The sequence below is a fragment of the Rhodococcus sp. 66b genome (genome assembly GCF_002076325.1).
Lineage (GTDB): Bacteria > Actinomycetota > Actinomycetes > Mycobacteriales > Mycobacteriaceae > Rhodococcus_F > Rhodococcus_F erythropolis.
The window spans coordinates 247,427-267,111 of the sequence record NZ_MUZB01000006.1 but is presented as its reverse complement, the minus strand read 5'-3'; the positions used below and the strand labels follow the sequence as shown (position 1 = coordinate 267,111).

Below are 19,685 nucleotides of genomic sequence, written 5' to 3'. Positions count from 1 at the left end.
TAATAAAGGCGCACAGCGGTAGCTCACACCGCCACGTTGTGAAAATCGATCTCTGCGGCCAGCATGCCGGAGAACCACCGATCCAGGTCCTCGTCGGTGACGGACTCGGGCATGGCGTCTACCTCGCACGCCAGCACCGCCACCTGAGACACGAACGGCGGAGCGACATGCATGTCTACCCAGTCCTGCAACGCTGGTTCGCGCTGTACGTTCACTGCCGCCGCCTCCCGGCACCACGACAGATACAGGGTTTCCGCGGCGTACATGCCCACCAGGGCCGCCGCCCTGCCCTCTTCGCCAGCGAGGGTCAAGGCATGCGTCGACAGCACAGACGACTCCTCGACCAGAGCCGCTGCGTCCCCCGCGTACGGGAAGCGGGAACGCAACTGCGCGAAATACTCGCGCTGTTCGCCCACCAGGTTCGACATCGACGTCACGTGGTCGAGCGCGTCGTCGAGCGTCGGGGATTCGGCGACCACCAACCCCAACACCTTGACGGCCGTCAGTACGAATGCCTCTTCGATCACGAGGTACCGGCGGAATCCCTCATCACTCAACGTCCCGCCGATGGTGTCCTCGATGAATGGAACCGCCCGCGCGGCAGCGAGATTACTCTGCTGCCGCGCGAGCAGGTCTGAGGAGCGACTCATTCGCCGGCGACCCAACTGATCAAGCCGTCGAACAGGTCGGTGTATCCAGGCCACTGCTCACAGAACTCCGGCGGAGCCCAGTGCGGCGAGCAGTCCGAGGTGAAGACGATCGACCGTCCGGCGCCGTATTCACCGGCAGCGACAAGCGGATCGCCGTTGATGGTGGCGGGAACCACGGCACCGTCCTTCGCGACGACACGGTTGTATCCCAGGAGCGCCGGCCAGGAATCGCCGGCACCACCGAGAGCCGGGTGAGCAGCATCGACGACGGTGGGAACGATCCCGGCCGGTGTCTCGACGCGATCGTCTTCGGCCAGCATCGTCACGGGTAGTACCTCGGCGATCGCGGTCTGGCGGAAAGCTGCTCGCGCCTGGAACCCGGAGAACGAGAGGTAGCCACCGATCATCATCAGTGAGCCGCCGGCGTTCACCCAGTCACGAAGCGCGACAAGGCGATCCTCCCCGGCGCGGAACTGGTCGAAGACACCGGGAGCCAACTGCAGCGAGTTCGCTCCGATGTCGGAGAGAACGACGACGTCGAACTGGGACAACGCTTCTGCGGTACCGGGGAACTGCGTCGGCACCAGGTGTGCGGGCATGTGTGTCACGTCGTGGCCACGTGAGGTGAGCGCATCCCGAAGCGGACCGACTCCCTCGACGTAGGAATGGACACTGAACTCGTCGACGCCCTTGACGTGCGTCGACGTCGTCATCCAGCTCTCGCCGGCGATCAGTACTCGTTTACCCATGACTGCTTCTGTTTCCTTTCGCGGCCTGCTCGAAGAGCGACCTCGGGTTGTCTCGCATCAGTGCGGACACTTGCTGGGGATCTACGCCTGCGCGCACCAACCGGGCGGCGAAGGCGAGTGGTACGTAGGAGAATCCGTTTCCGCCGTGCTTTCTGAGCATTGATTTGAGGAAGAGGTCGTGACTGAGCAGGAGCTGTGATGCGTGACCGGAGGTTACCAATCCGGCTACCGCAGTGGCTGTTTCCGCCGGATGCGGCGAAAGACCCTCGCCGGGGAAATCGAAAGGCATCCCGATCATGTCGAACTCGAGAAAGACACCGCGGTCGGCGAGCGATCGTTGGTAGTCGGCGTCGTGTCCGGACGGGTCCATGTGGCACAGGACCACTGCTTGCGGATCGACGCCCATCTCGTCGACCACGATGTCGACGACGTGATGTCCGACGCGCTGCCATCCCGGAAGGTGGACGAACAGGGGCACGTCCACCTCGCGCTGGGCGATGCATGCCGCCCTCAACGCTTTCGCCTCGTTCTGAGTGAAGAGCGGGGAGACTCCGATCTCCCCGATCACGCCAGGAGCCAATTCCTTTGCCGGATCGAACTCCTCGACGAGCGAACCTGCCAGATCGTCGACACCGAGTTCGTGGACCTCGACCGGATGGGTCGTCTCCAGGTACCACCCTGAACCCATGATCACTCGCACGTCTGACTTTCGCGAGAACTCCGCCAACTTCGCCGGTGCCCGGCCCAGTCCCGGCGGTGTCAGATCGACGATCGTCCGACCACCGAGGCGGGCGAAGTCCGCAAGGTCTTCCACCACGGCCGCTGCGTCGTCGACTCGACAATTGTCGAGACTGTAGTACGGATTGTCGTGAAGAAGCCAGGCATCCTCGGCGCGTACCGGACCGGCCAACCGCTGTGCCACAACCGGATCCGGGGCCTCGGTGTACGCACCGGTGACATCGTTGTGCAGATGTTCGTGTGGGAGAACCAGTCCGAGTTCCGAGCTGTCCACAGTTCCCGTGACAGTACGAACCTTGCTCATGAGCGTGCAGGCCCCGAGGGTGCGGACTGCAGGTGTCGCCACAGCGCGCTCAGGGTGTGTCCCCGCATGTTGATCCAGATGGCCAGTAGCAGAACGACACCGGTGATGATCGGTGTCAAGAACGGGCTCACACCGAGCAGGGTCAGTCCGTTGGCGATGATTCCGGTCAGGACAGCGCCGATGACGGTACCGATCACGGTGCCGCGACCGCCGAAGAGGTTGGTGCCACCGAGAACCACCGCGGTGATCACCGTGAGCTCGAATCCCGTTGCGGAGTTGGCCGAACCCGAGCCCAGTCGAGCCGCGATCAGCAGTCCCGCGATACCGGCAGCCAAGCCGGTGAAGACGAGCGTCATCATGAGCACACGACGCGTGTTGACGCCGGACCGTCGCACGGATTCGACGTTGGATCCGATACCGGTGACGTAGCGCCCGAAGCGCATGCGGTTGAGCGCAATTGCTCCGATGACCACGACTACGAGAGCAATCCAGGCGCTGGCGGAGAACCCGAGGAACTCAGCAGTTCCGAGCTTCGCGAAGTAAGTGTCGGCCGGAACCGGAACGGAGAATCCTTCGGTCCGATACAGCGCGATACCGCGAATGACGGACATCGTCGCCAGAGTCACGATGAACGGCGGAATGCCCTGATAGGCAGCGAGCCATCCGTTGACCAGGCCCCAGGCCGCACCCATCACCGGGGCGGCCACGAAGACCAGGGACGAATCGACGCCGGCCTGGATAAGCTCGGCACTCATCGCCGCGACGAACGCGACGATCGCACCGACGGACAGGTCGATCTGACCTGCCGTGATCACGAAAGTCATCGCCACCGCGATGATCAGAACCGGAGCGATCTGGGTTGCCAGGTTCGACAGGTTCGTGAATGTCAGGAACGACGACGTGGTCGCCGAGAAGACGGCTGCGACAGCAACTGTCACCGCCAGCATCGCGAGGGTGGGCTTGTTGACGCTGTCCCACAAGGAGGGTTTCGCGGCGAGCTTGCGCTCGATCGGCGCCTGGGTCTTCTCGAGAGTGGTCATGCCGTGGCTCCCTGTGTTGCTGCCGATGTCCGTTGCGGCACCGGAGTTCGAGTGATGAGTCCGACGAGGGACTCGATGTTCAGGTCGCCGATCGGAACGTCGTCGACGCTCTGCCCCTCGTACATGACCGTGATTCGGTCACATACGCGGAACAGGTCCTGCAGGCGGTGTGTCACGAGAATGACGCCCACTCCGGCCGCTGCGACGTCCGTGATCAGCTTGAGCACCGACTCGACCTCGGCGACGGCAAGCGCTGCGGTGGGCTCGTCGAGGATCAGTACGTCTGGCCGAAAGGAAACAGCCCGGGCGATCGCGACGGTTTGCCGCTGCCCGCCGGACAGTTGCCCGATCTCCTGGTAGGTCGACTTCACCTTGACATGAAGGTCGGCGAGAATGTGAGCCGCCTTCTCGTGCATGGCATGCCGGTCGAGGAATGGACCTTTTCGCGGTTCTCTTCCGAGGAACAGGTTGCTCGCGACATCGAGCGTGTCGCACAGCGCCAGGTCCTGGTAGACGATGCCGATCTTCTTCTGCTGCGCGTCGAGCGGCGTCGAGAAGCGCACTGGTTCACCGTTGACGCGCATTTCGCCGCCGTCGTGCTGGACGGCGCCCGCGAGGATCTTCATCAGGGTGGACTTGCCGGCGCCGTTGTCGCCGACGACTCCGAGTACTTCACCCTTCGCCAGCCGAAGGTCAACTCCTTGAAGGGACTTCACCGGTCCGTACGACTTGGTGATGCCCGAGAGTTCGATCAGTGGAGGTGCCATGATTACTTCTCCAAGTAGTACATGTAGTCGGCTACGTTCTCCGGGGTCACGATCTGGGTGGGGACGGGGATGTTCGCCGGAGCGCCGCGACCACAAGCCAGGTCGATTGCCGAATTCATTGCCTCGTGGCCGAATTCGAAGGTGTTCTGCTGGACCACGCCTTTAAGCCAACCGGCTTTGAGTCCGCCTACCGCCTGATCCGAAAGATCCCAACCGACTGCTTCGATGCGATCCTGCGCCTTCTGACTGTTGACCGCCGCAACGAGTCCGATCAACGCCGGCTCGCCGGTTGCGTAGACGTACTTCATGTCGCCGCCGCCGGTCAGCAGGTTCTCCGCTGCGGTCTGTGCGTTCTCCTGAATGTTACGTCCGTCCACGACGGTGCCGACGGTCATTCCGCGGCCGGTCACGGTCTCAGTGAAGCCCTTCTGCCGCTCCAACTGGACAGTGCTGTTGAGCGCGCCGACGATACCGACCGTTCCGGTGTTGTTTGCGACGTCGGCCAAGGTGTTTCCGATCTTGGCACCGCCCTCGGCATTGGCCGTACCGACCTGAGTCGACAGCGCTGGATCGTCGATGGTCGCGTCGACCGCGACGACGGGGATGCCCGCGTTCTTGGCCTTGACGACCGACGGCTTGATTCCGTCCGTGTCGATTGCATCGACGATGATCGCGTCGACTCCGGCGGCGATCAGATTGTCGAAGGCGTTGGCCTGCGCCACGGAATCGTCGTTGCCACTGATGATCTGCAGGTCGACACCTGCCTTGTCCGCGACGTTCTTGGCGGCATTGTTGATCTGGTTGAAGTACAGCGCCTGAAGGTTGATGGTCACCAGACCGACCTTGAGCTTGCCGTTCGTCCCGTCACAGCTTTCGGCGACTCGGGTCGGCTGCGGGATGGACGAGCCACCCGATGCGTCCTTCGAGTCACTCGACGAAGCCGAGTCACAAGCGGTGAGCGTGAGCGCGACTGCAGCTCCCAGCGCCAGAGGCAATGCACGTTTCATCATCGAGTCTCCAAAAGGGTGTGAGGGGTCAATGTTGCTGTGAAGCTGTCCAATTCATCTCGGGTGGGGCATCCGCGGGGTCCGGCAGTGGCGCAAGCCAAGGCAGCCGAGGCTCCCGCGAGTCGTGCAGCGTCCACCGGTGAGCGCCCGGCGTCGACAAAAGCGATGTACGTACCGCCGAAGCAATCACCGGCCCCGACGGCATCGACGACGTCGACCACTACTGCCGGTTCGCTCGTCACCTCGCCGTCCGGTGTGGCCAGTGTCCAACCTCGCGAGCCGTCGGTCACCAGCAGGTGTGTGTTGTGCTCGGCGGCCAGTGCCTGCCACTGATCGAAACCGATCCCGAACTCGCCTTCCCACAGGGCACGCCCTACGACGACGTGGTCAGCGAGCGCGAATGCGCGCAGTGCCGCGGCTTTGTTTTCACAACCGTCCAGATCGATTACCAGACTTACGCTTCCCGGCAATCCCTCTGGCAGGAAGCCCGCACGGTATCCGTCGAGGAACAGCCGTCCACCACCGGCAGCAGCCAATCGGGTGATGACAACTCCGATTCGTTCGGCATCGTTCGGGTCGTCTTGACTGATGATGGAGCGATCGCCGTCCTGCGCGATGAGTACAACTGCCGTCGACAGGAACGCATCTCGCGGCGACCAACTGGTGTCGACGCCGTCAGCCTCGAGGGCTTCGAGAAACTCGGTGGATCGCGCGTCCGGGCCCACGGCACCGGCAAAGATCACCTGCGCGCCCATTCGGGCTGCGGATACCGCAGCATTTGCATTCATTCCACCGTCGATCTGACTGATGGCCGTTGCCTGCACGCGCTCTCCGAGCACCGGCACATGTGGAACATGTACCGTCACATCGTTGTTGGCGTATCCACAAAAGACAATCATGGTTACTTTCCTGCGGCCCGGGACACTTCGCGGACCTTCTCGCCTGCGACCCGTCCCCACCAGCGTCCATTGTCCTTGACCGAGGATGCAACTATGGCGCCGTCGCATTCCTTCATCAGCGCTGCGACATTGGCAGCCGTGATGCCGGATCCGATGATCACAGGAAGAACGGTGTTGTCTCGGATCACGGAAACCTCGTCGACCGAAGCGGCGTCACCGGTGCGCGAACCGGTCGCGATCAGGACATCTGCATCGAAGAACTCGGCGTCTTCGGTCTGTTCCGCGACGGTGCGGTCCGCAACAATGGCATGCGCACCATGCTTGACGTGCACGTCAGCGAAGATCCGGACCGGGTCGGCGCCGATGCGATGGCGGAAGCGCGTCGTCTTGGCCGCCTGACCCTCGATGAAGCCCTCATTGGCGATGTAGGCATTGGCCCACTGATTGACGCGCACAAAACTCGCGCCTGCCGCCCACGCCGCGGCCACTCCGCACTCGCCGGCGTTGGACAAGATGCTGACGCCGACGGCCTTGCCGAACTCACCGACCACCGCTGCCGTGATGACTCCCATGCTGGCGGCGGTTTCGTATCCGTGTTCGCCGGGCTTGAGGAACGGTATGTCCCAGTGATTTTCGACGATCACACCGTCGAAACCGTTGTCGACGTACGCGTGCGCTTCCTCCACAGCGAAGCGAGCAATTTCCGAAACCGGCTGCCCGGTGTAGTGCGGGCTGCCCGGCAGAGCAGGGAGGTGGATGGCCCCGATGAGAGAAGGCGTGCCGGTGAACATCTCTGCCAACGCCGAGGGCTTGGGCGGAAAGACTCCGAGCGGTGATGCGGTCACTTCAGCTACCCCATTCCATGCGCAAGATTTGCGCTGTATGTCCATGCACAAGATCTGCACACGATGTAATCGATTGCCTTGATGAATTAGCAGGTTATGCGATCAACACCGGGTTGTGTCAAGGATTTCACAATTCGGATTTGTAAACGATTGCCTCAATCGCGCTACATGCGGGACACTGGACCGTGCGGTTCGATAACCTCGGACCCGAATCGAGCAGAAAACGGGGGACGCATGCGCAAGGCGACCATTCGCGATGTCGCGGAACTGGCCGGGGTCTCGACTGCCACCGTGTCGCGGGCACTGTCCGGATCCCGCCCTGTCTCGGACCAGCTTGCAGCGACGATCAAACGAGCCGCGGATTCTCTCGGATACTCGGGAAACATCATCGCCAGCTCACTGCGTCGTAATCGGACGGACACTGTCGGCATGGTGGTTCCCAGTATCGCGAATCCCTTCTTCACTTCGCTGGTGGTCAACGTCGAACACGTCCTCGCTCAGCGCGGCCTACAACTGTTCCTGTGCGATTCTCGTTCCGATCCCGACGTGGAAGCGCAGCGGCTCAAGTCGCTCGTCTCGCGGCAGGTGGACGGAATCATCATCAGCCCGTGCCACGGCGAATTGAGTGCCGAAGCAGTACGAGCCAGCGCAGCAACGCTTCCGGTCGTTCAACTGGACCGGTTTGCAATGGATACCCAGACGGACTGGGTCGGTGTCGACGACGACGCCGCTCAATCACTCGTGATGGAGCATCTGTCCGAGCGCGGCGCGCGATCGGCTGCCTTCATCAGTTCCGAGCTGACCAATTCGTCGACCGAACTTCGCCGGGCCGGATTCTTCCGCCATGCGGATCGAATGGGAATCGAAACTCGTGACGAGTGGACACAACTCGGCGAGTATTCGATCGAATGGGGACGCACGGCGTCCAACACCATCCTGACCGGCAAGACTCGCCCCGACGCCTTGGTCTGCGCCGACGACCTGATCGCGCTCGGTGTGCTGCAGACCTGCCACGCATTGGGCATCGACGTCCCCGGCGACGTTCTGGTCACCGGTTTCGACAACATCCCCTTCTCCGAACTGTGCAATCCGCCGTTGACCACCGTCGGACAGCCGCAGGAGAGAATCGCGGAAGAAGCTGTGCGACTTCTGGATCAGGCGATGAACAACTCTTCCGAGTCGACAGCCCACATTGCGCTTGCTCCTGAACTGATTGTCCGTCAGTCCACCGTCGGCCAAGCAGCAGCCACCGCACCGTAAGCCGCAATTGCATCGTCCAGTTCCGAGACCTTGACGCTTTCGTTGGCCGCGTGCATCAACGAGGGAGTGCCAGGGCCCCAGATCACGACGGGAGCGCCGGGGGCGGCCGCTGCCAGCACCGAAGCGTCGGTGAAGTACGAAACCGGTTCGGTTGCAACAGGGATCGGCAAGGTAGCCAACCACGGATCCGACGCGTCGGTACGCACACCTCCCAGGTGAATCGACGTCTCCACCGAGTCGACTTCCGGTTGGGCGCGCCACCATGCAAGCAGGTCTGCGCCGTCTCCCACCGTGCGGTGATCGATCACCGCACGTGCATTGTCCGGCACGATGTTCGGAGCCGAACCGCCGCCGACCAAACCGAGGTTCCAGGTTTCGGCGCCCAGAAACGCGTCGGACGACAGCGGAAGCTCACGCCGAGCTCGATCGACGACGTCAAGCAGTTTGAGGACAGCGTTTGTTCCTCGCTGCGGCGTACTCCCGTGCGCGGCTTTTCCTTTGACGGACACTTCGAGCCACAGTGCACCGCGGTGCCCCAGGTTGATGCGATTGCCGGTCGCCTCGGGAACGATGACAGCCCCGACCTCGAGATTCGCCACGGCGTCGGCCGAACGAGCGGCCCCGAGCGATCCGATTTCCTCGTCGCTCGTCAGCAGTAGTGCGACCGGGACTCCACGTTCGAAAGCGTCGACAACCGCGGCAGTAGCGGCAACAAGGCCGGCCTTCATATCCGATGTCCCTCTGCCGAGGAACAATTCGCCGTCGACTTGTGCGGCGTACGGGTCGAACTCCCAGTCGGAGACAGTGCCCACTGGCACCGTGTCCACGTGGCAGGCGAACAGTAGTCTGGCTGCCGAAGGTGCAGCTTCGTTGGTGATCAAGGCCCAGGGATGATTGCCGGTCAGGTCTGACTCCACCTTCGCCTGTGGCGCACGTGAGAGAACCAACGAGACAATCGAATCCATCGCCCGCCGTTGAGGAGCGGCCTCCCCCGAGACCGTGTCGAGAGCTACCAGTTCCGAGAGAAGTCCGAGGGAATCCATGTCCCTATTCTTGCACTGCCACGGATTCAGTGCGCTGCCAGCTGGGCGATGACGACGTAATTGTCGTCGGTCGACTCTCCTTCGACCACATCACAATTGGCGAGGATCAACCGTCCGGGAACTGATTCACGCAACTCGTGAGTTCCCAGCAGCGAACCTTTGTGCAGCGGCCCGACTGTTTCGACGTCGTACTCGAGTGTGCCGTTCGGTGTACCCAGGAGAATTCGATCGCCTGGCTCCACCACCCGGAGTGTCCGGAACGGTGCTTCGCGAGTGGTGTAGTTGTGGCCGACCACGACAACTGTTTGTGTGGTCGACGTTCCCGGCATTCCGCTCTCGCCCCACCACACCGGCAGTTCGTCGACAGGATTCAGTTGGTGCCCACTCTCGCCGCCGCGCATCAGTTTCTCCGAGTGCAACGGACTGCTCAGGTAAGTGACCCCGGACGCAGACCTCAACTCGATCCGCTCGGGTTCTGCCGGATCGACGGTCACCGAAGCCGGTGCAGCCGCGATATGCGACTGCACCGGCGAGCGGTCGGGTAGCGATCCTGCGTTCTCGCCCGAACATCCGGATGCGAGGAGGGCGAGGATCGCTACCGCCGAGAGGCCGGCGCTACGCAGACGTGTTGCCCGGGCCGTCATGACGCTTGCGACGAACAACCACCGTCGTAGCTGCTGCGGCGCCAGCGCCCACGACTCCGACGCCGATCAGTACAGCCGGCAGGTTGGAACTGCTGCTGCCGCTGGTACTGCTGGTTGCAGTGTCACCGAGAGCAAGTTCGACGGGGGGCAGGCTTCCTGCAAGTGCCGGATCGCCGTCGGCGTCGGTGACGTAGTAGTCGACGACGTCGAAGGCTCCCTTGTTGTTGTAGTAGCCGACCAGCTTGACGCCGGTCTTGTTCACTACAGCGGTGGTCTCGTCGACCTTCGTGACTCCGGAGCCGTCGTCGGTGTGCTCACCGATGATCACTTTACCGCCGACGCCTGTTCCGTTGTCGATCTCCTTCTCGCCCTTTGCCTTGAGCTCGTCGACGATCTTCTGCGCTGCATCCGCTTCGGCTTTCGCGGCGGCCGCGGCGGCCTGAGCTTCCTTGGCCTTTGCTGCTGCGGCGTCGGCTGCGGCCTTCGCGTCTTCGGCGGCCAGGTAGAGATCCTGCGCCTTCTTACTCGCTGCTTCGGCAGCTTCGGCCTTCTTGGCGGCTTCGGCAGCCTTTTCGTCGGCGATTGCTCGCTTGTCGGTGGCCGCCTCCCCTGCAGCATCGGCCTCGGCCTGGGCCGTCTCCGCGGCCTTCTGTGCAGCGGCGGCGTCCTTCTGTGCGGAAGCTGCGGTAGCTGCCGCTTCATCAGCAGCCTTACGGGCGGCGGTAGCAGCTTCTACCTCGGTGGCGGCTGCGGACTCGGCTGCCTTGGCCGTAGTTTCGGCGGCGGTGGCCACCTTCTGAGTTTCCTTGACGGTGATCGCGAGCTGCTTGGCATTCCAAGCTGCGGCCAACGCCTGAGCCTTTGCGGCGAGTCCCTTCGCGATGTCCCAGTTCTTGAAGGCTTCGTCGGCTTCCTTGTTCTTGTCCGCAACCAGCTTGGCGTTTGCATCCGCGGCAGCCTTCGCCTCATCGGCTTTGGCCTGCAGAGCATTAGCCTCGGCGCGAGCCTGTGCCGCCTCCTCGGTCTTGGTCCCCGAACCGGCGGCCTTCGCAGCTTCCTCGAGTTCGGCAGCCTTGGCTGCGGCGGCGTCTGCTTCTGCCTGAGCTGTTTTTGCTACCTCTTTCGCATCGGCCGCTGCGGACTCCGCAACCTTGGCTGCCTCTTCGGCTTCCTTGGCGGACTGTTCCGCGGCCCCTGCCTCCGCCTTGGCCTGCGTCGATTCGACCGCCGCCTTGGTTGCCTCGACGCTCGCCTGAGTCATTGCCTCGGTCGCCTTCACCGAAGTGTCTGTCGCTGCGGACGAGTCGACCCCTGCCGTCGAAGCTGCTTCGGCGGCCTTCGCTGCCGCGTCGGCTGCTGCTTTGGCTTTTGCTTCGGCTTCCGCCAGTGCTGCGGCGTCCGTACCTGCGGTTTCGGCACTGCCCGCGCCCGCGACCCCGGCTTCAACCTTCTCGGGTGTGGTCTCGGTGCTCGTCGCCGCGTCGGCGTCGGTGGTGGCAGCTGCCTCTTCCTCGGCGCAGGTCACCAGCGGATCGGCACTCGGGGTACACACGGTTTCGGGCTCTGCCGATGCAATTCCTGTGCCGCCCACCGCCAATCCGAGAGCTAGTACGGCACCGGCGGCCGCAGAGCGGACCCTCCGAGAATGGGCGATGGACTTCTCCGACATAGCGCTCAACCTTTCGGCCTTCTTTACGAAGACGGCAATTCCGGCGTGGACAGCCTTTACTTCGTCGGCTGAGTTCCAGACGTTACGACCGGTCGGTCCGAAAAATTGAAAGCTTATGTTCGAGACGCAGGAATCAGGACCGCGGAACGCGCCCCATCAGGTAGAACTCCGGGTTGGGCAGCATGCCGGAGAAGCTCGCCATGCGATTGCTGAGCCCGAAGAATGCAGTGATCGCGGCGATGTCCCACGCGTCCTCGTCGCCGAAGCCGTGCTCACGGAGGGCGTCGAAGTCGGCGTCGGCGATTTCGTGCGAGGCGGAGTTCACCTTGGTGGCGAAGTCGAGCATCGCGCGCTGACGATCGGAGATCTCTGCGGTGCGATAGTTGACCGCAACCTGGTCGGAAACCAGCGGCTTCTTCTCGTAGATACGCAGAATCGCGCCGTGCGCGACAACGCAGTACGTACATTTGTTGGCCGCAGAGATCGTGGTGACGATCATTTCTCGATCGCCCTTGGTGAGTGCGGAATCTTCCTTGAGCATGATCGCGTCGTGGTATGCGAAGAATGCCCGGAACTCGGCTGGCCGCCGAGCGAACATCAGGAAGACGTTGGGCACGAACCCTGACTTCTCCTGGATCTCGAGAATCTTGGCGGCGATGTCCTCGGGCACCTCGGTCAATTCAGCCTGCGGAAAACGGGTGCTCACTGTGCCTCCTGGTCAACCATCGATGTTCGATTCAAGATAATGATGATTAACTGAGTTGTCCAGATGCATTTCCTGCCCTACTTTTTCGGGCACGGATAGTCGGGTACGGCCCAAGTGATCTGCGTAGCGTGAAACCCGTGAACAGGAAGACACGATGATCGACGGACTGAACCGCGCGCTCGACTACATCGAAAGCAATCTGAGCGGCGAGATCGACACAGCCGAGATGGCAAGGCTGGCAACCACCTCGGAGTATCACTTTCGGAGGATGTTCTCAGCCCTGGCCGGCATTCCCGTATCCGAATACATCCGTCGACGTCGACTCACCCTGGCCGGTGCCGAGTTGTCCGTCAGCAGATCAGGAGTGTTGGAGACCGCCGTGAAGTACGGCTACTCGTCCGCGGAAGCCTTCACACGAGCGTTCACCGCATTTCACGGCGTGAGCCCCGGCGCGGTCAAACGCGCTCCCGCCGTTCTCAAATCACAACCGAAACTTGTCATTCACGTGACACTGGAAGGAGCCACACCGATGGACTACATGCTTGTGGACAAACCTGCCCTGACGGTAGTCGGGTTCAAGACCCGGGTTCCACTGGTTCACGAAGGTCCCAACTCCGCCATCGAAGATTTCACCCGCTCCGTGGACAAGGTTGCGTTGCGCGGGTTGCGCGAGCTGTCCGATCAGGAACCGGCGGGAATCGTCAGTGTCGTCGACAATTTGGCGCATCCCAGAACCGAAGGTACAGAACTGGATTACTACCTGGGAGTGGTCACCGGCAAACCTTCACCCACGGGTTTCGATGTGCTGACGGTCGACGCACACACGTGGGCCGTGTTCACCGCCGACGGGTCGGCAATCGAATCTGTGCAGTACTTGTGGCGCGATATCTACACGGAATGGTTCCCGGCCAACCCTTTTCGCTCCGTACCTGGTCCCGAGATCATGCGTACCGAATACAACGACGATTTCACCGTCGCACGGTTCGAGCTCTGGATTCCGGTCGAGAGCGAGCTGAAGGACGTCGGGGCGTAAAACAGCCGCCGGGTCGGATGGAAGTCACGACCCGGCGGCTGAGCCATCAGATGAAACATACTGTCAAAGAATCAGTTTCGCTCCGGTGGCAGCAACCACGTCCTCGACGCTGATGCCCGGCGCCGTCTCCACCAGGCGGAGACCGTCGTCAGTCACGTCGATCACGGCCATGTCGGTGATGATTCGCTGGACACAGCCCTTACCGGTCAGCGGAAGCGAGCACTCCTCGACGATCTTGTGCTCACCCTTCTTCGAGACGTGCTCCATCATCACGATGACGCGCTTTGCGCCGTGGACCAGATCCATCGCGCCGCCCATGCCTTTGACCATGTGGCCGGGGATCATCCAGTTCGCGAGGTCTCCGGTGGCACTGACCTGCATGGCACCGAGCACGGCAACGTCGACCTGGCCGCCGCGGATCATGCCGAACGACGCTGAGGAGTCGAAGAACGACGCACCGGGGAGAACGGTGATGGTCTCCTTGCCCGCATTGATCAGCTCGGGATCGAGTTCGTCCTCGGTCGGGTACGGACCCACGCCCAGAACGCCGTTCTCCGAATGCAATACAACGGTGATGTCGGTCGGGAGGTAGTTCGGAACCAGCGTCGGCATACCGATGCCGAGGTTCACGTACTGCCCGTCCTCGAGTTCGCGCGCGACGCGGGCCGCCATCTCTTCGCGGGTGAGTTTGGTGGGTAGTACAGAAGTCATGCTCGTACCGTCCGATTCTCGATGCCGACCGTCACGGGGCCGACGTGGACAACACGCTGAACGTGAATGCCCGGCGTGTGGATCTCGGCAGGGTCGAGCTCACCCGGCTCGACGAGGTGCTCGACCTGCGCAATGGTGATGCGCCCCGACGTTGCTGCAGCCGGATTGAAGTTCTGGGTACTCGCGCGGTAGACGAGGTTGCCGTGCCGGTCACCTTTCCAGGCATGGACCAGTGCATAGTCGGCGACGATGCCGCGCTCCATCACGTAGGTGACGCCGTCGAAGTCACGAGTTTCCTTGGGCGGACTGGCAACTGCGATGCCGCCGTTGCCGTCGTAACGCAGTGGCAGGCCACCGTCGGCGACCTGGGTGCCGACGCCGGCCGGGGTGAAGAACGCGGGGATGCCCGCTCCCCCGGCGCGCATGCGCTCGGCGAGCGTGCCCTGCGGCGTGAGTTCGACTTCCAGCTCACCGGAAAGGTACTGACGCGCGAACTCCTTGTTGGAGCCGACGTACGAGCTGACAGTACGACGGATACGCCCCTTCTCCAGAAGCACTCCGAGCCCGAACCCGTCGGTGCCGCAGTTGTTACTCACCGTTTCGAGTGATGTCGCGCCCTGCTCTAGGAGCGCATCGATGAGGATTTCCGGCACTCCGACGAGCCCGAAACCTCCGACAGCGATCGTGACGCCGTCCGGCACGTCGGCGACGGCCTCGGCAGCAGTGGGAATGACTTTGTCCATCATGTCGATCACAGTAGCGCGGTGCGTACGTATTGTGAACCCCCGTGCGCATCACGAACATTTTTCGCCCCCGGCATTGCCTGGGTCACATCTACGAACTATTCTGTTCGCAGAGCGCAACACATGTACACATTGCGAACAACTTCACGTAACCGAACGACGAGGTTCCCTATGCTGCATCTACCGCCGAGGTACCAGCGGCCGACTGGCGTCAACGCCCCGGCCGATTTCGCGGACTACAAGACCACTTCCCTTCGCCACCCGAAGCAACCGCTCAAGCTGCTCCCCCAGCGCCTCACGGAGCTCACCGGGCCGGTATTCGGCGAAGATCGCGTCGGCGCCGGCGAAAACGACCTGACCATTGCCAACGGCGGCGAAGCACAGGGACAGCGCATCGTCGTTCACGGCCGTGTACTCGACGGCGACGGAAAGCCGGTCCCCCACACACTGCTCGAGGTGTGGCAGGCCAACGCCGGTGGACGCTACCGCCACACCGGCGACAACTGGCCCGCGCCGCTGGACCCGTTCTTCAACGGGCTCGGTCGCTGCGTGACCGACGCGAACGGCCACTACAGCTTCACCACGATCAAGCCGGGCGCCTACCCGTGGATGAACCACGACAACGCCTGGCGACCGGCCCACATCCATTTCTCGCTGTTCGGCACGGCATTCACGCAGCGCCTCGTGACGCAGATGTACTTCCCCGAAGATCCGATGTTCTTCCAGGACCCGATCTACAACTCAGTGCCCGAAGAAGCCCGTCACCGCATGGTCAGCGTCTTCGACTACGACGCCACAGTCCCCAACTGGGCTCTCGGGTTCCGCTTCGACATCGTCCTGCGCGGCCGTAATGCCTCCGTATTCGAAAACGAGGAAGACCACGATGACTGATCGCACCGCGAAGCCCGCACCCACTTATCCGGTCGTCCCCGGCGACTTCACCACCGCCCCCTTCGGGGTCACGCCCTCTCAGACCGTCGGACCGTACTGGCACATCGGCCTCCCCTGGACGGACGGCCCCGACGCTGCCCCGACCGACACCCCCGGACGAATCACGCTGGCCATCACGGTGATCGACGGCGCCCGTACACCCGTCGCTGACGCGATGATCGAAACATGGCAGGCCGATACGCTCGGGCGCTTCAACCATCCGGACGATCCCCGCGGTGCAGTGGACCTCACTCCGGCTGGCTTTCGCGGATTCGCCCGCAGCGCAGCAGATTCCACCGGTACCGCACTGGTCCACACCGTCAAGCCCGGAGCGCAGCCCACTGAAACGGATGCGGACGAGGCCCCACACGTGAACGTGTCGGTCTTCGCTCGCGGCATGCTCGACCGCCTGGTCACCCGCTTGTACTTCCCCGAGGACGCCGGCGCACATGCGACAGATCCGGTGCTGTCCTCACTGAGCGAAACCGAACGCGCGAAGTTGGTTGCAACCAAGGTCGACGGTGGGTACTCCTGGACGGTCTATGTTCAGGACGAGGACGCGAACGGCGTCGAGACGCCCTTCTTCGAGCTGTAAGAGGAGTACACATGCCCACTCGCGGCGCACTGTTCGATCCGGTGTTCGGGGCCACCCGAGTATCGGAGCACCTGTCCGACCAGGCGTGGGTCACCGCGCTGCTCGACGTGGAAGCCGCACTGAGTTGTGCGATGGCCACTGTCGGGTTGGCCGACGGGGAACATTGCGCCGCGGTGGCGACCGCCGCAGCTGAACTCTCACAACCGGGCGGCCTGGACATCGTGGCGCTCGGCCGCGCGTCGGCCACCGGCGGAAATCCCGTCATTCCGCTGGTGAAGATGCTGCGCGAAAGGGTGGGACAGGAAGGTGTGCCTGCCTCCGTGGTGCACCCGGGCGCCACCAGTCAGGACATCATGGACTGTGCGCTGATGCTGTTGACGCGACGCGCGGGCACAGTGGTTCTGGCCGACCTGACCCGCGCCGCCGATTCCGCCGCCCACCTCGCCCGCATCCATCGCTCTACTCCGATGGTCGCGAGAACCCTGGGACAACAAGCACTTCCGACCACCTTCGGGCTACTGGCATCGAGTTGGTTCACCGCACTCGACGCCGCAGCGATTCGTCTCGAAATCGTGCTGTCCACGTTGCCGGTTCAATTCGGCGGAGCCGCAGGAACACTCGCTGCGTTGTATCCCGACGGGCTCAGGATCGCGGACGCGCTGGCCGACGAACTCGGTCTGGCCAGGCAGGTCACTCCCTGGCACACCGACCGCGTGACCATCGCAGAACTCGCGACCACACTCGGTATCGTCGCCGGCGCCGTTTCCAAGCCCGCCACCGACATCACCGTCATGGCGTCCACCGAGCTGTCCGAGGTCGCCGAGAGCGCTCCGGGCGGCTCATCGGCCATGCCGCACAAGCAGAATCCGGTTGCCGCGATCACCGCCCGCGCAGCAGCGCGACGTGCTCCCGCACTGGTGGCCACAGCCCTGTCGAACATGGATCACGAATTCGCTCGCGCCGCAGGCCCCTGGCACGCCGAGTGGGAAACCGTCACCGATCTCCTGCGTCTGGCAGGCGGAGCAGCGCACCAGCTTTCCGTGAGCCTCACCGGCCTGCAAGTACACACCGAGTCGATGGCTCGTAATCTCGACATCACCGGTGGCCTGATTCTCGCCGAGCGTGTCACCAAGGCCCTGTCCGCACACACTGATCGAGCACGCGACATCGTCACCGCGGCAGCCACTTCCGGAACCAGGTTGGATCGTGATCCCGCCATCGCAGAGCACCTGAGCGAAACCGAGATCGCCGAACTACTCGACCCCGCACACTATCTGGGCCACGCCACCGATCTGGTCGACCGCGCCCTCGCCGAACGCCCCACAGGAGGATCTCGATGAGCGTCGCGCTCAACTTTCAACAGACCGGCAATCCCGATGCCCCGGCAGTGGTTCTCCTGGGTTCACTCGGATCCGATCTGTCCATGTGGCAGCCGCAGATTCACGCGCTGTCGAATCGCTACCGCGTCATCGCCGTCGACCATCGCGGCCACGGCAAGTCACCGGTGCCTGCGGGCCCCTACTCCATTGCCGATCTCGCCGGCGATGTCATCGCTCTCCTCGATTCGCTCGAACTCGAGTCCGTACATCTCGTTGGGCTCTCCCTCGGCGGCGCTGTCAGCCAATGGATCGCCGCGCACCACCCCACTCGCGTCGAGACGTTGACGTTGATGTGCACGTCCTCGCAGTTCGCCCCGGCTCAGCCGTGGATCGATCGTGCGCAGGCTGTCCGTGCGGACGGCATCGCGTCCATCGCGGCCGCCGTCGTCGGACGCTGGTTCACGCCGGGACTGGCCGAAAACGATCCGGAGCTTGTCGCCCGCCACGTCGCGATGGTCGAAGCCACACCCGACGAGGGTTATGCCGCCTGCTGCGAGGCGCTTTCGGTGTGGGACGGCCGTGCCGACCTGGCCCGCATCGTCGCTCCGACGCTCCTCGTCGCGGGCGAGCAGGATCCGTCGACACCTCCGACGACGTTGAGCGCGATCGCCGACGGTATCGCCGATGCGGTACTGCACGTGGTCGATCCCGGCGCACACCTCGCCAACGTCGAACAGGCCGGGCGCGTCACCAAACTGCTTGCAACGCATATTGCCTCGCACACATCTGCGCTCGCCCAACGTAGCGCCGCGGTGTCGGCTGGCATGACCGTACGACGTCAGGTGCTCGGCGACGCCCACGTCGACCGTTCCATCGCCGGTGCCACCGAGTTCACGGCCCCGTTCCAGGACTTCATCACTCGTACGGCGTGGGGCGACATCTGGTCACGCCCCGGCCTCGATCACCACACCCGTAGGCTCCTCACTCTCGCGATCCTCACTGCCGTCGGCAACGAACACGAACTCGACATGCACATTCGCGCTGCGCTGCGTGCCGGGATCGATCCCGACGAACTCGTGGAAGTATTTCTCCATACCGCGGTTTATGCGGGTGTGCCGAACAGCAACTTGGCTTTTGCGCTGGGAAAGCAAGCACTCGCAGACCTCTCGGCCGAACCTGAGGAGAACGAGACGACATGAGTGAGAACAGCAGCGAGCAAGCGCCGGGCCCGTCACCGGACTACGTGCAGTCGCTGGCACGTGGACTGTCCGTCATCAAGGCTTTCGACGGTGAGCACCCGCGTCGCACCCTCAGCGAGGTTGCCAGGCACACCGATCTCACGCGTGCGACCGCTCGCCGCTTCCTGCTCACGCTCGTCGAACTCGAATACGTACGTACTGACGGTTCGGTGTTCTGGTTGACGCCCCGTGTCCTCGAACTCGGCTACAGCTACCTCTCCAGTCTGTCCCTTCCCGAGATCGCCGGGCCGCATCTGGAAGCCTTGTCCGCCAAGGTCCGTGAATCCACGTCCGTGTCGATCCTCGACGGTGACGACGTCGTGTACGTGGCCCGGGTTCCGGTCAGCCGCATCATGACGGTTTCCATCACCATCGGCACGCGCTTTCCCGCGTACGCCACATCCATGGGTCGAGTTCTGCTCGCCGGCTTGCCGGACGACGCACTGGACGCCTACCTCGCCCGAGTGTCCTTCACCCGCCTGACCGGCAAGACCATCTCCACCGCCGACGGTCTGCGTGCCGAACTCGAGAAGATTCGCGCCGACGGATTCGCGATTGTCGATCAGGAACTCGAAGAGGGTCTGCGCTCGCTCGCCGCACCCATCCGGGACGCAACCGGTGATGTGGTCGCGGCTGTCAACATCTCCACCCAAGCCGCCCGCTACAGCGCCGAAGCTGTTCGCGGTGAACTGGTTCCGGCCGCAGTCGCCACCGCGGACGCCATCTCCGTCGATCTCGGACGTACTCAGTCGTCCAACAACCACTCGGCTGCCACTCGCTGACCGAGCAGACCCA

21 protein-coding genes are annotated in these 19,685 nt (G+C 63.2%); 7 read left to right on the top strand and 14 right to left on the bottom strand.

What is annotated here, in order from left to right:
* Positions 1 to 23: 23 nt before the first annotated feature.
* From B0E55_RS13700 to B0E55_RS13665, 8 genes are read right to left on the bottom strand one after another with little or no spacing between them, the layout of a single operon-like run.
* Positions 24 to 650, bottom strand: coding sequence for a TenA family protein (locus B0E55_RS13700; protein WP_029256359.1), 627 nt, complete (start codon positions 648 to 650; stop codon positions 24 to 26).
* Positions 647 to 1,399, bottom strand: coding sequence for a glutamine amidotransferase (locus B0E55_RS13695; RefSeq protein ID WP_003939869.1), 753 nt, complete (start codon positions 1,397 to 1,399; stop codon positions 647 to 649). Before B0E55_RS13695 ends, B0E55_RS13700 begins: the two co-directional genes overlap by 4 nt.
* The gene (locus tag B0E55_RS13690) at positions 1,392 to 2,441 is read right to left on the bottom strand and encodes a phosphotriesterase family protein (RefSeq protein ID WP_080909887.1); all 1,050 of its coding nucleotides are present in this window, start codon (positions 2,439 to 2,441) and stop codon (positions 1,392 to 1,394) included. The genes B0E55_RS13695 and B0E55_RS13690 overlap by 8 nt, the downstream gene beginning before the upstream one ends.
* Entirely contained in the window at positions 2,438 to 3,481 is a 1,044-nt protein-coding gene (locus B0E55_RS13685; RefSeq protein WP_003939698.1) for an ABC transporter permease, read from the bottom strand. The genes B0E55_RS13690 and B0E55_RS13685 overlap by 4 nt, the downstream gene beginning before the upstream one ends.
* Positions 3,478 to 4,248 (bottom strand): ATP-binding cassette domain-containing protein, encoded by a 771-nt coding sequence (locus B0E55_RS13680; RefSeq protein ID WP_003939830.1) that lies wholly within the window; start codon positions 4,246 to 4,248, stop codon positions 3,478 to 3,480. Before B0E55_RS13680 ends, B0E55_RS13685 begins: the two co-directional genes overlap by 4 nt.
* Positions 4,249 to 4,250: 2 nt before the next feature.
* Entirely contained in the window at positions 4,251 to 5,258 is a 1,008-nt protein-coding gene (locus tag B0E55_RS13675) for a substrate-binding domain-containing protein (protein ID WP_019745494.1), read from the bottom strand.
* Positions 5,255 to 6,154: a carbohydrate kinase family protein gene (locus tag B0E55_RS13670; protein WP_046379367.1), complete on the bottom strand. Its 900-nt coding sequence runs from the start codon at positions 6,152 to 6,154 to the stop codon at positions 5,255 to 5,257. The genes B0E55_RS13675 and B0E55_RS13670 overlap by 4 nt, the downstream gene beginning before the upstream one ends.
* Positions 6,155 to 6,156: 2 nt before the next feature.
* Positions 6,157 to 6,999 carry a BtpA/SgcQ family protein gene (locus B0E55_RS13665; protein ID WP_029256362.1) on the bottom strand — a complete coding sequence of 281 codons (843 nt, stop codon included), beginning with the start codon at positions 6,997 to 6,999 and terminating at the stop codon, positions 6,157 to 6,159.
* A 234-nt stretch (positions 7,000 to 7,233) separates the two neighbouring features.
* Here B0E55_RS13665 and B0E55_RS13660 point away from each other — a divergent pair, with 234 nt between their 5' ends.
* Positions 7,234 to 8,259, top strand: a complete 1,026-nt coding sequence (locus B0E55_RS13660; RefSeq protein WP_080909886.1) for a LacI family DNA-binding transcriptional regulator — start codon at positions 7,234 to 7,236, stop codon at positions 8,257 to 8,259.
* On the opposite strand, the gene B0E55_RS13655 is transcribed toward B0E55_RS13660, so the two are convergent.
* The 4 genes from B0E55_RS13655 to B0E55_RS13640 form a co-directional block, all read right to left on the bottom strand.
* Positions 8,220 to 9,302 carry a M20/M25/M40 family metallo-hydrolase gene (locus B0E55_RS13655; RefSeq protein ID WP_019745497.1) on the bottom strand — a complete coding sequence of 361 codons (1,083 nt, stop codon included), beginning with the start codon at positions 9,300 to 9,302 and terminating at the stop codon, positions 8,220 to 8,222. The genes B0E55_RS13660 and B0E55_RS13655 overlap by 40 nt on opposite strands.
* Positions 9,303 to 9,328: 26 nt before the next feature.
* The gene (locus tag B0E55_RS13650; protein ID WP_080909885.1) at positions 9,329 to 9,946 is read right to left on the bottom strand and encodes a sortase domain-containing protein; all 618 of its coding nucleotides are present in this window, start codon (positions 9,944 to 9,946) and stop codon (positions 9,329 to 9,331) included.
* Positions 9,918 to 11,615 carry a hypothetical protein gene (locus B0E55_RS13645; protein WP_080909884.1) on the bottom strand — a complete coding sequence of 566 codons (1,698 nt, stop codon included), beginning with the start codon at positions 11,613 to 11,615 and terminating at the stop codon, positions 9,918 to 9,920. The genes B0E55_RS13650 and B0E55_RS13645 overlap by 29 nt, the downstream gene beginning before the upstream one ends.
* A 133-nt stretch (positions 11,616 to 11,748) precedes the next feature.
* Positions 11,749 to 12,321 (bottom strand): peroxidase-related enzyme, encoded by a 573-nt coding sequence (locus B0E55_RS13640; protein WP_020909277.1) that lies wholly within the window; start codon positions 12,319 to 12,321, stop codon positions 11,749 to 11,751.
* A 154-nt stretch (positions 12,322 to 12,475) separates the two neighbouring features.
* Between B0E55_RS13640 and B0E55_RS13635 the strand changes: the two genes are divergently transcribed.
* Positions 12,476 to 13,354 carry an AraC family transcriptional regulator gene (locus tag B0E55_RS13635; protein WP_021331871.1) on the top strand — a complete coding sequence of 293 codons (879 nt, stop codon included), beginning with the start codon at positions 12,476 to 12,478 and terminating at the stop codon, positions 13,352 to 13,354.
* Between the two features lie 63 nt (positions 13,355 to 13,417).
* Here B0E55_RS13635 and B0E55_RS13630 read toward each other — a convergent pair whose 3' ends face one another.
* Both B0E55_RS13630 and B0E55_RS13625 read right to left on the bottom strand, forming a co-directional pair.
* The gene (locus B0E55_RS13630) at positions 13,418 to 14,065 is read right to left on the bottom strand and encodes a CoA transferase subunit B (RefSeq protein ID WP_007730017.1); all 648 of its coding nucleotides are present in this window, start codon (positions 14,063 to 14,065) and stop codon (positions 13,418 to 13,420) included.
* Positions 14,062 to 14,808, bottom strand: a complete 747-nt coding sequence (locus B0E55_RS13625; RefSeq protein ID WP_007730016.1) for a CoA transferase subunit A — start codon at positions 14,806 to 14,808, stop codon at positions 14,062 to 14,064. The genes B0E55_RS13630 and B0E55_RS13625 overlap by 4 nt, the downstream gene beginning before the upstream one ends.
* A 171-nt stretch (positions 14,809 to 14,979) precedes the next feature.
* On the opposite strand from B0E55_RS13625, the gene pcaH reads away from it, so the two are divergent.
* From pcaH to B0E55_RS13600, 5 genes are read left to right on the top strand one after another with little or no spacing between them, the layout of a single operon-like run.
* On the top strand, positions 14,980 to 15,699 hold the full coding sequence (pcaH, locus tag B0E55_RS13620; protein WP_046379373.1) for a protocatechuate 3,4-dioxygenase subunit beta: 720 nt from the start codon (positions 14,980 to 14,982) through the stop codon (positions 15,697 to 15,699).
* On the top strand, positions 15,692 to 16,333 hold the full coding sequence (pcaG, locus tag B0E55_RS13615) for a protocatechuate 3,4-dioxygenase subunit alpha (RefSeq protein WP_080909883.1): 642 nt from the start codon (positions 15,692 to 15,694) through the stop codon (positions 16,331 to 16,333). Before pcaH ends, pcaG begins: the two co-directional genes overlap by 8 nt.
* An 11-nt stretch (positions 16,334 to 16,344) precedes the next feature.
* Positions 16,345 to 17,673, top strand: coding sequence for a 3-carboxy-cis,cis-muconate cycloisomerase (pcaB, locus tag B0E55_RS13610; RefSeq protein WP_020970943.1), 1,329 nt, complete (start codon positions 16,345 to 16,347; stop codon positions 17,671 to 17,673).
* Positions 17,670 to 18,851, top strand: coding sequence for a bifunctional 3-oxoadipate enol-lactonase/4-carboxymuconolactone decarboxylase PcaDC (pcaDC, locus tag B0E55_RS13605; protein ID WP_080909882.1), 1,182 nt, complete (start codon positions 17,670 to 17,672; stop codon positions 18,849 to 18,851). Before pcaB ends, pcaDC begins: the two co-directional genes overlap by 4 nt.
* Complete coding sequence (locus tag B0E55_RS13600; protein WP_020909283.1) at positions 18,848 to 19,672, top strand: IclR family transcriptional regulator domain-containing protein; 825 nt, start codon at positions 18,848 to 18,850, stop codon at positions 19,670 to 19,672. Before pcaDC ends, B0E55_RS13600 begins: the two co-directional genes overlap by 4 nt.
* Positions 19,673 to 19,685 lie beyond the last annotated feature (13 nt).